Consider the following 14,004-nt stretch of genomic DNA (forward strand, 5'->3'; position numbering starts at 1 on the left):
AAGTCGGCCCCATCAATAAACAGGCCGCCAATATGGCGGCCTGCTTGCATAGCACAGATTCTTAGAACAGTGCGCCAGGCGGCACGTCTTTATAAGTATTCAGGTAAGCCGCCAGCATTTTTTTAAAGAAGTTACGCACTTTTTTCACCTTGGTTTTACTTAACTTATTGTTTAATTAAGCAATAGTTTTAATCACGCGATGGAATAACTTTTCTCTTAATGGCGATGCTTTGCCTTATGTCGGTGAATTGTACAACGGCAGCCTAGCAAAAGCACATTTTTTGTGACGTGAATCACAAAATTATATTAACCCACGCTATCCCCTACTGATGCTGATTTTCTTTTGTTGCGAATCATTACCCTCAGTAACCAATACGCTGCGGGCTATGCTATGCTCATGATGAAAGACGAAATTTTAGTCACTCTCCGTTATTAATTGAGCGCTATTCGCTAGCAGTTAGCCCACTTTTTACGCACGGTAACCACAATTTCGCCATTGGTTATTCGCTGATGAAGGCCCCTTCCGCCCACATGGAAACCTGGAAACTTAACCTCTTCTCTGCCTGGCTGGGATGCTTTTTCACCGGGCTGGCCATGAGCCAGATACTGCCCTTCTTGCCACTGTACATTGAGCAGCTTGGTGTGAATTCACACGAATCGCTGAGCCTGTGGTCTGGTTTGATCTTCAGCTCGTCTTTTCTCATCTCTGCTGCCGTGGCACCGCTATGGGGAAGCCTCGCCGACCGTAAGGGGCGCAAGCTCATGCTGCTGCGCGCTGCGCTCGGCATGGCGATCGTGATGTCGCTGCAAGGGTTAGCGACCAACGTGTGGCAGTTGTTCATCCTGCGTTCGTTAATGGGGCTGACCTCCGGCTACATTCCCAACGCGATGGCACTGATCGCCTCACAGGTTCCGCGTGAAAAAAGCGGCTGGGCGCTGGGCATGCTATCGACCGGACAGATCGCCGGCGTCATTCTCGGCCCCTTATTCGGCGGCTTTATGGCCGACTACATCGGGCTACGCATCGTCTTTTTCATCACGGGAGGCATGCTGTTTACCAGCTTCCTGATTACGCTTTTCGCGATTAAAGAGAGTGTGGTTAAGGTCACCAAAGAGAATCGACTCAGCGGGAAAGCGGTCTTTGCTTCGCTTCCCTATCCAGCACTTATCATCTGTCTGTTCATTACGACAATGATGATCCAGATGGCAAACGGCTCCATCAGCCCTATTCTCACCTTATTCATCCGCGATCTGGCTCCCGGCACGGACAATATTGCTTTTATCAGCGGCGTGATTGCGGCCATTCCTGGCGTTTCCGCTCTGCTATCGGCACCACGCCTTGGCCGTTTAGGTGACCGCATCGGCGCACATCGCGTCCTGATCGCCGCGCTGGCGATCAGCGTACTGCTATTCCTGGTCATGGCAGTGGTACAAAGCCCGACACAGCTTGGCATTCTGCGTTTCATGCTGGGCTTTGCCGATGGTGCACTGATGCCAACCGTGCAGGCGCTGTTGGTCAAATACAGCAGTCAGCAGGTGACAGGCCGCATCTTCGGCTATAACCAGTCATTCATGTATTTAGGCAACGTGCTGGGGCCACTGATGGGTTCCGGTGTCTCCGCCCTGATGGGGTTCCGCTGGGTGTTCGTTGTCACCGCTTTTCTGGTGCTATGCAACACGCTGCAACTCTTTTTCGCTTTCAGGAAACCACGCGGAAAAGGATAGCTCTCAAGTTAAAGAATCCCTCCTCCGGCCAGTGGCTTCACTGGCTATTGCTTTTCTGCTGTTCTCACTCGACTGGCGTACTTTTCCTTTCTCAGGGGATTCTCCCGCTGCTGTTAATTCATGATGTAAAAACATCAAAAAACTTATTTTTTGACAAAAAATTACCAAAAAAACGTATCCACATGAAAAAATAATCACATAAATGTAAAAAAAATTAAACAAACCCTACCTATATTGGCTGCTTTGTTTCGGCGCCACGCGAATTGCCCTGCTCAGATATTCAGGCATTCGCGCCTGTAGGGAAATGAGTAATGAGAAACTGGAACGAACCTAAAAAGCAGAAAGCCCACATCGATTTAGTTCCCATGATCGATGTGATGATGTTCCTGTTGGTCTTCTTTGTCCTGATCAGCATGAACGTTATTCCAGCGCTAGGCCTGAAAACACAGCTCCCCGCCGCAGGCAGCGCACAGCAACTTAAACCGCAGAAGAAAGCGATCATCACACTGGGCGCACAGGATCATCTTGAGCTGGACGGACAGCCGATGGCACTGAGCGATCTCGTTACGACGCTGCAACAGCAGCAACAAGACCAGCAAACCACCATCATTATCAACAGCGATAAAAGCGTCGAGGTTGAGCGTCTGGTCGCCGTCATGGATACCCTGCGTCAAGGGGGCTTTTCGTCCATTTCTATCGCAACCCGGAAATCGTGACATGTATCTGCTCTATCGCTCACGCCACACCATCAGTTGGTTACCATTACCGGTCTTTGCCACCTGCCTGTTCTTCGCCAGCCAACAACCACCGCTGAAAGTTCAGCAGCAATACGACGAAACGGTCATGGCACTCACGCTGGCTGAACCGGAGTCAGTTCCCCAGCCCGAACCGATCCCAGAACCTGTGCCACAGCCGGAACCAGAACCAGAGCCGATTCCGGTTAATGAACCCGATCCGATCATAGAAGCTCCGCCGGTTACGCCTCCGAAACCGGAAGTGAAGCCTAAGCCTAAATCAGAGGCTAAACCCAAGGCAGAAACCAAACCTAAACCGACACCTGCTCAGGCTAAACCGACTACACCACGCCCGGAAGCCCTAGCCAAGCCTCCAACACCGGCAGCCCCTTCCACGCCGCCGGTGAATGTCGCCGCGCTGGAAAATAGCTATGCGCAGGCGCTGCGCGCGCAGCTTGAACAAATCAAACGCTACCCAACTGGAAGACAGGCATCGCTTGAGCGTCCCGAAGGCCGCGTTGAAGTCTGGCTGGAAGTGGATCGCACAGGACGCGTTATCAGCTCAGGGATCAACAGCAAAGCGCCAAGCATGTTGCTGAACCGTGCTGCGCAAGCCAGCTTACAGGGCATCAAACAGGTTCGGGCTTTCCCTGCCGACGCCTTTGCAGGACAAAGCACAAAACGCTTTTTAGCCACGTTCGATTATCAGGCGCAATAGCATGTCGCGCCTGAGCAAGAGGGTGAATAAGCAAAAGTAACGTCAACAATACCTTATTGATAAAACTAGGATTATTAAATGAAACCGTTCAAACTTTCTGGGGTATGTTTGTCCGTCGTCGGCGCCTTATTGGCAGGTTCCGCACTGGCAGAGGAAGCGACAAATGTCGGCACGATCAACGTACAGGGGCAACCGCTCGGCGCAGGGCTAATGGTTCAGGAAGACAGCGCCAAATCACGCTCGACCGTGACGAAAGACGCGCTGGACAAGATGCCAGCAGCAGGCAACGCCATTGATAAACTGAAATACACGGCGGGTTTGAATGTCAGCAGTAACGACGCCAGCGGCTTGAGCGGCGTCAGCTATACCATGCGCGGCATGAGTGCGGATCAGGTCGGCCTGTCATCAGACGGTATCCCCGTTAATGACTCCGGTGACTACGCCGTGTACCCGAACGGCATGGGTGACCCGGAAAACCTGGAGCAAATTTTCGTTACCCAAGGCTCGTCAGAAATGGATGGCCCGCACATCGGTGCCAGCGGCGGCAATATCGGGCTGGTTTCCCACCGTCCGGCGAAAGAGTTTGGCGGCTTCGTTAAGCAGACGTTCGGCAGTAACAATCTCAGCAAGACCTTCGCCCGTCTGGAAACCGGTAAACACAACGGTTTTAGCAGTTGGCTTTCTTACTCGTATACCGACTCCGACAAATGGCGTGGCGCAGGCTATTCCCGCGCCGATAAAGTCGAGTGGAATGGCCTGTATGAACATGAAAATGGCCACAGCAGTAGCCTGATTGTGAAATATAATCAGCAAGATGCCATCAACTATTCGACGTTGAGCAAACGGCAGTTCGAGCAAAACGGGCGTAAGATGGATTACGCTACAACGCCGGTTTACAACAACCGTGGACAGATTTCTCAATACTACAAAATCAACCGCAATAACTTTGAAACGCTGAATGTCACCTTCACTCAGAAATTGCAGCTACGCGACAATCTGGCATTGACCTTACAGCCTTACTATTTCTCGACGAACGGCGGCAGCTTTGGTGGCGGAAGCGCCAGCGTGTTATCCGCGACGTCAGACCGCGCGGGTAACTACGATCTCAGTAATCTGACCTCCAACACCTACTACCGCCCGTCGTGGACGGAAACCTGGCGACCGGGTATCACCACCAAGCTGAAATGGGATCTTAACGACGAGCATAGCCTGGATATCGGCTACTGGTTTGAACGTGCCCGCCAGCGCCAAACGCAGCCATTCATTCCGCTCCAAAGCGACGGCAACCCGGTTAACATCTCAGGCAAACCCGGCGATGCGAATCAGATCACTGACGCCAACGGGAAGGTGGTTCAAGGGCGTAACCAGTTTACCGTCACGCCAGCACATAAAATCTGGGTACAGGACACCTGGTTCTTCTCACCGGAATGGACGTTCACTGGCGGTCTGGCCTATCAGCACGTAGAACGTGACGGCACTAACCTCGGCAGCTTGTATAACGTTGCAGAGAAAAAGAACAAGAAGTACCACGAATTCCTGCCCAGCTTTAACGCGGCTTACCGCATCAATACCGAAAATCAGGTGTTCTATAACATCACGCGCAACATGCGTACCCCGCCCAACTACATCTTGTACAACGTTGGCGACTCCATCAACACCAAACCAGAGCTGAGCTGGAATCAGGAACTCGGCTGGCGCTTCCAGGATGAGAACATGCTGCTGAGCGCTTCGCTGTTCTTTATCCGCTTTACCGATCGTCAGATCTCCAGCCGTGACGCCAACGGCGATTACGAAATGATCAATGCCGGGAAAGTAGAAAACAAAGGTCTGGAGTTGGAATGGAGCGGCAAACTGCCTCATAACTTCAACTACTTTGCGGCTTACACCTATACCGACACCGAGCAGAAAAACAATCTCGCCACCAGCGGTAGCCAGCTCCCTACCACGGGCAAGCAGGTCGCTAATGCGCCGAAAAATATGCTCAACCTCGGACTGGGCTATGACGACGGCCTTTACTACGCTGGCGTGAACAGCCGCTACGTTGGCTCGTTCTACGGCGACATGACCAATGACGAGAAGATCGGTGGACGTACCGTTTTCGATCTCAGCGCCGGCGTCTATCTGCCAGTGGATAAGAAGATCGTGAAAAGCGCCACCTTACGCTTTGGCGTCAACAACCTGTTCGACAAAGCGTATCTCGACTCTGCGCGCTCAGTAAGCTTCAACTCAAGATCGTACAACGGCGTATCGGCAGGCACACCGTTTTACAACGTCGGAGAAGAACGCACCTTCAGCGCCTCACTGGAAGCCACGTTCTAATCCAATAATGTCATACGCCAGCGCGGTTTCCCGCGCTGGCGCTCATCACAAACAACGCCCAACAAGGCAATAGAAGGATCAGGCCATGAACGCCGATATGCTGCACGAGATTATTTTCTACGTCATGTACGCCTCACTGGTGATCGCCCTGATGATCATCATCGAACGCAGCCTCTACTTTTCCTATACGCGTCGGCAGGCCAAACGGCTGGAGCGCGCGCTAACGGCGGATATTCGCCACGTCCACGATCTGCCGGACGCGCTGACCCAGCGCCCTAGTCTGCCCATTAGTGTCGTTACGCCCGTACTGGCGCAGTCACATCAGGCAGAAAACCGCGATGCGCTGAACGACCTGATCGACGCACAATACCTGCAAAGTAAGCCACAGCTGTCGCGCGGACTATGGATTCTGGAAACCGTCGTCACCGCAGCGCCACTACTGGGGCTGCTCGGCACCATCATGGGGATCATCGAAACCTTCAAAGCCCTGTCTGCCGCCGGAATTTCCGACCCGAGTCAGGTTTCTGCCGGAATGGGAACGGCGCTGTACGCCACCGGGCTGGGGATCGCCATCGCGCTGATTTGCCTGCTGGGGAACAATTTCCTGCAAAGCCGGATGGAACACATCAACGAAATGCTGAAAGTCCTGCTGATTCGCGCCGGAATGCCGCATACTCGCCAACAGAAAGTGGGCCCTGCTGTGGCGCATCATTCCGTGACAGACAGTGCCATGACAGAAAAAGCGATGGCGGAGAAACGCTATGCTTAATTGTTGTGGTTTCACCCATCCGGGGCGACGCTGGAAACATTGCATCAACACACTGCTGACAGGAGGCGTATTGTTTATTGTAAGTGTGTCAGCCTATGCCGACACCAGCACGAGCGGCTATCGCATTCCCGGCTATGAACTCGTGTATGACGCCCCGGTCGAAACCACGCTGACCGCCCCCGACTTACGCCCTAGCGATGCAGTATGGATATCGCTGTTTGATAACGCCCAATACACCATTGAACTAGGCCAATTCTACGTCGCGAATCAGGCAGGAACGCGCTTTGATAACGTCTTACAGCATCTGCGTGCCGCCGGAGAGCGCGGCGTGCGAATCCGACTGCTGCTTGAAGAAAAAGGGCTAAAAATTTCTACGCAGGACACGCTGGAACAGCTCAAAACGATTCCTAATTTGGAGCTACGCGTGATTCCTTTTGAACGTCTGAGCGGCGGGATTGTGCATGCCAAATACCTGCTGGTTGATGGCAAACAGGCCTACATGGGCAGCCAGAATCTTGACTGGCGAGCGCTGGAACACATTCACGAAACGGGGTTATTGATCGACGATCCGCGCGTAGTGAATCAAATTAGCGCCATTTTTGAACAAGACTGGCAGGCACAGGCGCGACTAGCCAACGGAGAAACCGTTCCGCCGTTGCCCACATCGACAGACGCCGTTGACCGTTCGGGCAACTATCTGGTTGCCAGCCCCAAAGCGTTTAATCCTCCCGGAGTGATAGATTCCGAAGAAGAGCTTCCCCGTTTGCTAGCCGAAGCTCAGCAGCAGGTTCGCATTCAGGTGATGGATTACGTCCCGCTTTCCTACGGCTCGGATAACACACGCCCTTACTACGAGGTTATCGATAACGCCATTCGCACCGCCGCCGCACGCGGTGTACAGGTAGAGTTGATGGTGTCCGAATGGAGCACCAAAATGCCGAACATCGCCTACCTGAAAAGCCTGGCGGTGCTACCCAACATCCAGATCAAAACGGTGTCGATCCCTCAAGCCAGCAGCGGCTTCATCCCGTTTGCCCGCGTGATTCACAGTAAAATCATGACAATCGATGGCAAAAAAGCCTGGATCGGCACGAGCAACTGGAGCGGCGGCTATCTGGACAACTCGCGCAATCTGGAAATGGTGATCCAGAACCCGGCAATGGCACAGCGGGTGGACATGCTTTATACACAACTGTGGAACAGCGCCTATGCACATCCCCTGCGCATTGATTATGATTACCCCCGGCCCGATCCAGGTGGAATGAAAGAAAAAGATAAGGAGAAGGAGAACAGCCCTTCGTCTACCACAGGCGGCACGGTCAACGCACCGTAGCCACGACCACAATGACATTTGATGGGGAATAGCATGAAACACACGTTGTTAGCACTGCTGGTTGCCGGATTTTTGCCGTTCAGCGTTCAGGCCGAAGGAGAAAAAGTGACGCGTTATGTCGTCACCTTCCCGGCCAGCGATCATGTTTCATATCAGGGCAAATTCGCCAAAAATTTTCCCAACGGTCTGCCTGTCGGTATCGGCTCTGGTCTTTACTTCACGGGCAAACAAGGCGATGACCTAATGTTCACTACCATCACCGATCGTGGCCCGAACGCCGATGCGCCGTTGGTCGGAGAGAAAGAGGCTAAAATCTTCGCTAGCCCCGATTATGCACCGCTAATTATGGATATTCGGGTGAGCGCGAAAGCTGCCGAAGCCATAAACCCACGCTCGCTGCACGATGCCGAGGGCAACATCACCGGCCTGCCACTGCCTGCGGATTTTATCGGTACCACCAACGAAGTGGCGCTGAATGACGCGTTACAGCCGCTCAGCACCAGCCAGCGCGGGCTGGACACCGAAGGGATCACGCCGGATGGTAAAGGTGGATTCTGGCTGTGTGACGAATACGGCCCGTTCCTGATCCATATTGATGCCAGCGGGAAAATTCTGCAAAAATTTGGGCCAACACCTACGGGCAATGAGCACTCCGTTGCCAGCGGCTTACCAAACATCATCAAGTGGCGTCAGCCAAATCGGGGCTTTGAAGGGCTGACTCGCCTGCCGGACGGTACGATTGTCATGGCCGTGCAAAGTACGCTGGATATCGACGGCAAAACCAAAAACAAAGCGCAGTTTACGCGTCTGGTGATGTTTAACCCGGAAACGCAAACCAGCCGCATGGTGGGCTACCCCATCAACATCGACAGCTATAAGAAAGCGAAAGATGCCAAGATTGGCGATATCGTCGCTCTGGATAATCAACGCATCCTGCTGGTCGAGCAAGGAGCGGATAAAGACAAGCAGATGCAGAATCGCATCTATCTGGTCGATCTCAGTAAAGCAAGTGACCTGACGCCATTCGATGCCAACGGTAAATCGCCAGAATTTGACGACCTCGCGCAGTTGGAAAAACGCGGTATAACGCTAGCGCACAAGCAGGAGTTGGTGGATCTGCGTAAGCTCGGCTGGCAGCAGGAGAAAGTAGAAGGTCTGGCGCTGGTGGATAAACAAACGCTGGCCGTCATTAACGACAACGACTTTGGCCTGCAATCCGAGCTGAAATCCCCCGTGAAGGCGAAAGATAAAGCGGACGACTACCAGGTTACTGCCGATGGCAAACTGACGCGAGATGGCAAGGCGGTCGAGACGACGTTAGCCATCAAACCGTTGGAGAAGCCAGAAGCCGATAACGAGCTGTGGTTGATTCATCTGGCACAGCCGCTGAAGTCACGTTTTCAATAAGGTCTTATTTTCAACCAGATAATGCCTGGAGCCTGACATTCACCAAAGCGCAGCGCCAGAGAAGAGGCTGACATAACGCTTTATGCTCATTGATTTTCATCAAAAAAATCAATGAGCGCTTCCTATGCTTATCCGCCAAGAGAGCAAAATTCTTCCAGCACGATTTCCCTCGACACTTCAATAAAGAAAGTCTTATTTTCAGCACACGGTATGCACCACAGATCAAAAAATACAGATACAGAGCAACAAGGGAATCACACAGCCTTTTTCCGTTGCTTGATAATCGACAGGTTATGGAAAACCGGCACGGTGTTGGTAATCGATGAAGTGATTCAACACACATGTTAAATAGGGAAGTTAAACTGCCATGAAAAAAATACTGCAACAGCGACACAACGAGAATTCAAACACATCTATTGATTCACACGCTAAAGCAGAAAAGCTGGGGTCATTGCCTCGCCGCCGCTTTTTACAAGCCGGAGCAGGTGCGGCTGTCAGTGGATTATTAGGTCAATTCAAAGGTAATTTTCTCACTCGAGCCATCGCCGCAGTGGCAACAGGCGCTATTGCGCCCTCAATTTATGCCGAAGATCGTACCTTCTCGCACCCAGGTCTCTTGCATACCGAAGAGGATTTTTCTCGTATCCGAGAAAAGCTCGCCAGAAAAGAGAGCCCGTGGACAGAAGCCTGGGCCCCCTTTATTGCCGATGTGTATTCACAAATAGGTGCCAATCCTCGGGCGACAGAAACGCTTGTCCGCGGGGGCGACGGGCAAAATTTTCCCGTGCTGTATATCGATGTACAACGATCTTATCGTCTGGCGGTACGCTGGAAAATCACTCAGGATACGTCCTATGCCGATGAGGCACTGCGTTATCTCAACGCCTGGTCTTCTACCCTGAAAACCATCACGGGGAATGCAGACCGCTGGCTAGCCGCGGGTATCTACGGTTACCAGTTTGCTAACGTCGCAGAGATTATGCGCACCTACTCCGGCTGGGCCAAGGTTGACCTTGAGCGTTTCCAGAACATGATGCTGACCATTTTCTACCCGATGTCGCGTAATTTTTTAGACGTTCACAACGGCGCGGATATCACCAACTATTGGGCTAACTGGGACCAGTGTGCGATTGCCAACATTTTGGCGATTGGCGTGCTGTGCGACCGCCCTGACATTTATCAGGAAGCACTTGATTACTACAAGTATGGTCAGGGCAACGGCGCGGGCATGCAGGCCGTGGTTCATTTACACCCCGGCTATCTGGGTCAGTGGCAAGAAAGCGGCCGCGATCAGGGGCATACCACGCTAGGAATGAGCTTAGGTGTGGCATTTTGTGAAATGGCGTGGAATCAGGGAGACGATATTTACGGCTATGCCAACAACCGTTTTCTCGCGGGTGCCGAATATGTCGCGAAATCGAATCTTGCCGACACAAGCGGTGCCTATCATTCCGTGCCGTGGAAAACCTATCGTAACCGACACGGCTGGATGGAAGGGCTAGGCACGGTGAGTCAAGGGAACAACCGACCCTGCTGGGAAACCATCTATAACCACTACGCCAAACGCAAAGGGATTGATACGCCCTACGTCTATAAACAAGTGCAGAGACTTTCACCAGAAAACGGCGGCGGCGGCGATGGTACGGGCTACGGCACGTTGCTGTATACCCGCGAACAGGCCGTCGAGAACGCGGCCCTTAAGCCCACGGGGTTAACCGCTTATCGCCGTGGACAACGTATTGAGCTTTCATGGTGGGGTGTCGTCGGCGCAACCAGCTATACACTTGAGCGTTCAGCCTCGGTGAATGGCACATTTAGCGTCATCGCTTACGACATTACCGATGTTCTGACCTACACCGATCAAGACATCGCTACCAGCGCAACCCGCTATGACTATCGCGTTAAGGCTATTGTAAATGGCGCGGAAACCTCAGCGTCTAATACAGTCAGTGTCGCGATCAAAGCAGAAGAAATTTTCCATCTGGCGTTCAATGAAGGTTCGGGAACCATGCTGGCTGACAGCACAGGAAAATGGGGAAACAGCACTTTACACGGCGGAGCCACTTGGGGAACGGGGCCAGACGGCTCCGGCGTTGCATTGGTTTTAGACGGCATCGATGGCTATGTCAGCCTGCCCGGAAAAGTGATGGAGAATTTGGGAGATTTCACCGTCGTTACCCGCTTTTGTGCTGACGACAGGCGGGTCTGGGCGCGCATTTTCGACATGGGTTCCGGCACCCGTCGCTGGATCGCGCTGTTGCCGTTTAGCAATGCCGGAAAAATGTCCTTCCGAATGTCGATTCTCCATGGCTATATGATGGAGGCCTTTGAAAGCACGACGGATACCTTCCCACTTGGTCGCTGGGTCACTGCCGCAATGACAATGTCAGACAATGTCGCCGTTCTTTATATTGACGGTACCGAAGTGGCACGCAGCGACACGTTCACTCAGGCACCTTATCAACTCGGTGAGCTGAATGCCGCGTATCTTGGGCGTTCGCAATACCCGACCGATCCTTATATGAAAGGCCGGTATGATTATTTCAAAATTTATGATGGTGCCTTAAGCGGCAGTGAAATTGCGGCGTTATCGCGCTGAGGTAGTAAACCATGACAACCGGGCGCGTAAAACGCCAATGCAGTGAGAGCGGTAACAGGATAGGATGACGTCCCGCACTCGCTGAGGACAATGGCTTCAGCGAGTGTTTCCCATGAGATCATTTAACGCGGCAGCTACTCAGGCGTGCTCGAACCAATCGCTATTCTGTTGCGCAATCGGCGTGATCGAATAGATCATTTCCTGCAAATGCTCACGAATCGCTTTTTCCGCCGCATCGGGATCGCGCGCTTTCAGGGCGCTAAAAATCAGGTAGTGCTGTTGGATCAGGCTTGGCGGAGGAGATACCTGACTCAGGCTGAGAAAACGCACGCGATCCATCGTTGCTTTGATCGATTCGATGGTTTCCCACGCCAGCGGACAGTTGGCAATCTGTGTCAGAAGCTGATGGAAGCTGTCATCGAGGCTAAGGAACTCGCGCACCTGTTCATTCTGCGCGGCCAGTTCCTGACGGCGTAAGTTGTGCTCCAACGTTAGCAGTTGCTCATCTGTCACCATTTCGGCTGCCCGACGCACAATGGCACATTCCAGCGCCTGACGGATAAAGCGAGCATCCGCCACGCGCTGCTCGGAGATCTTCATCACAAACGTACCGCGCTGCGGCATGATCTGCACCAGCCCGGCTTCGGCCAGCTTGATAAAAGCCTCTCTAACCGGCTGGCGGGAAACATCAAAACGCACAGAGATTTCTTTTTCAGACAGCAACTTACCCGGCGGAATATTGCATTCCACAATGTCTTTACGCAGTACGCGATAAATTTGCTGGTTGACTGGTTCGCTGTTGTTAATCTGAAAAGAGGTGTCCATGCCGCTGTGCTTAGCCAAGAAATTTAGCGCTTATGATACACGCTTAGCGCAGCGAGTGTCAGTGTTACCGAACTCGCTGCGCTTTTCGGTCTACCAGACTATCTTCTGCAACGTTTCTTTCACGCCCTTCGCTAACAATGACAGATAGTGCTGCGTCACCGACGCTACAAAAGCGGGGTTCTTCGGTAGATCCTCACCAAAAATCGCCGTCAGCGTCAGCAATGCCGCGACTCGGCTTTCACCCTCTACGCTGTGTTGCACGGTTTCAGCAATCACCTCTTTCAACGGATCGCTGATTTCAATCGGTTGCCCTTGCTCATCTATACCACCGACATAACGCATCCACCCCGCCACACCGAGCGCCAACGCATCAAAACGGCTGCCGTTCGCCAGATGCCAGCGGATCGAATCCAGCATCCGCTGCGGCAGTTTTTGCGAGCCGTCCATCGCAATCTGCCAGGTGCGGTGTTTTAGCGCCCGGTTGCGATAGCGATCCAGCAGCGCATCCGCATAGGCGGCGAGATCGACCCCCTGCGTACGCAGCGTCGGTGCCTGCTCACGCAGCATCAGATGGTGTGCCGCCACGACCAGCGCACCGTCCTGCATACACTCGCTGATGTGCTGGTAGCCAGCAAGATAGCCCAGATACGCGAGAAACGAGTGGCTACCGTTGAGCATACGCAGCTTCATTTCCTCAAACGGCAGCACGTCCTGTACCAACTCCGCGCCCGCTTTTTCCCATGCGGGGCGGCCGTTAACAAAGTTATCTTCAATCACCCACTGGAAGAACGGCTCGCAGGCGACCCCAGCCGGATCGGCGACGCCCAGTTGCCCTTGGATCGTTTCCAGCGTTTCCTCGGTGATAGCGGGAACAATCCTGTCAACCATCGTGGAAGGAAAGGTGACGTGCTGTTCAATCCAGTGCGCCAGTTCGACATCCTGCTGTTCGGCCAACTGCACGATAACGTTGCGCGTAACGTGTCCGTTCTCTGGCATGTTGTCGCAGGACATCACGCTGAATGCCGGTAACTGACGTTCCCGTCTGCGTTTGATCGCAGCCAGAATCACGCCGGGCAGGGAGCGTGGTTCTGCGGGTAACGCTAGATCGTGGCAAATCAGCGGATGTTCACTATTCAATTGCCCGGTAGCCGGATGGTGACAATAGCCTTTCTCCGTCACGGTAATCGAGACGATGGCGATATCCGGCGCACTTAGCGCTTCCAGCACGGCCTCAATGCCCTCGACTTCCGCGTGCAGCGCACGGGTCGCTATACCGATGACCCGACTATGCCAGCCGCTGTCCGCCATTTCGGAAACCGACCACAGTAAATCTTGCTGGCGAATGGCTTCGATCTGCTGCTCGCCGCCGATCAGGTTAATCTCGCAATAGCCCCAGTCGCTACCGTGCTCCGCCGCCAGCTTATCGGCACAGACCGCCTGATGCGCCCGGTGAAATGCGCCAAAGCCAATATGCGCAATACGTGTTTTTAGCAGGCGTCGGTCGTAACGCGGTACCACAACCTGCGGCTTAAGCGTAGAAAACTCATTAATACTCATCGTTATCCCTGATAGTTG

Annotated in this window: 11 protein-coding genes; 8 read left to right on the plus strand and 3 right to left on the minus strand. The window is 53.2% G+C overall.

What is annotated here, in order from left to right; translation table 11 throughout:
- Window positions 1–61: 61 nt before the first annotated feature.
- Window positions 62–148: a stress response protein AzuC gene (gene azuC / locus A6301_RS22485; protein ID WP_085996941.1), complete on the minus strand. Its 87-nt coding sequence runs from the start codon at window positions 146–148 to the stop codon at window positions 62–64.
- 383 nt (window positions 149–531) lie between these two features.
- Between azuC and A6301_RS12200 the strand changes: the two genes are divergently transcribed.
- The 8 genes from A6301_RS12200 (at window position 532) to A6301_RS12235 (ending at window position 11,604) form a co-directional block, all read left to right on the plus strand.
- Window positions 532–1,725 carry a multidrug efflux MFS transporter gene (locus A6301_RS12200; protein WP_107168198.1) on the plus strand — a complete coding sequence of 398 codons (1,194 nt, stop codon included), beginning with the start codon at window positions 532–534 and terminating at the stop codon, window positions 1,723–1,725.
- A 311-nt stretch (window positions 1,726–2,036) separates the two neighbouring features.
- Window positions 2,037–2,441 carry a biopolymer transporter ExbD gene (locus A6301_RS12205; RefSeq protein WP_107168199.1) on the plus strand — a complete coding sequence of 135 codons (405 nt, stop codon included), beginning with the start codon at window positions 2,037–2,039 and terminating at the stop codon, window positions 2,439–2,441.
- A 1-nt stretch (window position 2,442) separates the two neighbouring features.
- A complete protein-coding gene (locus A6301_RS12210) occupies window positions 2,443–3,177 on the plus strand; it encodes an energy transducer TonB (protein ID WP_234257871.1) in 735 nt (244 codons plus the stop codon).
- 78 nt (window positions 3,178–3,255) lie between these two features.
- The gene (locus A6301_RS12215; protein ID WP_234257872.1) at window positions 3,256–5,496 is read left to right on the plus strand and encodes a TonB-dependent receptor; all 2,241 of its coding nucleotides are present in this window, start codon (window positions 3,256–3,258) and stop codon (window positions 5,494–5,496) included.
- A gap of 85 nt (window positions 5,497–5,581) precedes the next feature.
- Entirely contained in the window at window positions 5,582–6,265 is a 684-nt protein-coding gene (locus A6301_RS12220; protein ID WP_234257873.1) for a MotA/TolQ/ExbB proton channel family protein, read from the plus strand.
- Complete coding sequence (locus A6301_RS12225) at window positions 6,258–7,598, plus strand: phospholipase D-like domain-containing protein (RefSeq protein WP_234257874.1); 1,341 nt, start codon at window positions 6,258–6,260, stop codon at window positions 7,596–7,598. Before A6301_RS12220 ends, A6301_RS12225 begins: the two co-directional genes overlap by 8 nt.
- Window positions 7,599–7,631: 33 nt before the next feature.
- Entirely contained in the window at window positions 7,632–9,005 is a 1,374-nt protein-coding gene (locus A6301_RS12230; protein WP_234257875.1) for an esterase-like activity of phytase family protein, read from the plus strand.
- A 367-nt stretch (window positions 9,006–9,372) separates the two neighbouring features.
- Window positions 9,373–11,604 carry a LamG-like jellyroll fold domain-containing protein gene (locus A6301_RS12235; protein WP_234257876.1) on the plus strand — a complete coding sequence of 744 codons (2,232 nt, stop codon included), beginning with the start codon at window positions 9,373–9,375 and terminating at the stop codon, window positions 11,602–11,604.
- Between the two features lie 138 nt (window positions 11,605–11,742).
- Here A6301_RS12235 and A6301_RS12240 read toward each other — a convergent pair whose 3' ends face one another.
- Window positions 11,743–12,429: a GntR family transcriptional regulator gene (locus A6301_RS12240; RefSeq protein ID WP_011092523.1), complete on the minus strand. Its 687-nt coding sequence runs from the start codon at window positions 12,427–12,429 to the stop codon at window positions 11,743–11,745.
- A 90-nt stretch (window positions 12,430–12,519) separates the two neighbouring features.
- Entirely contained in the window at window positions 12,520–13,986 is a 1,467-nt protein-coding gene (locus A6301_RS12245) for a mannitol dehydrogenase family protein (protein ID WP_234257877.1), read from the minus strand.
- Between the last annotated feature and the right edge of the window lie 18 nt (window positions 13,987–14,004).

Source organism: Pectobacterium sp. IFB5596, from assembly GCF_021432585.1.
GTDB classification, from domain to species: Bacteria; Pseudomonadota; Gammaproteobacteria; order Enterobacterales; family Enterobacteriaceae; genus Pectobacterium; species Pectobacterium punjabense.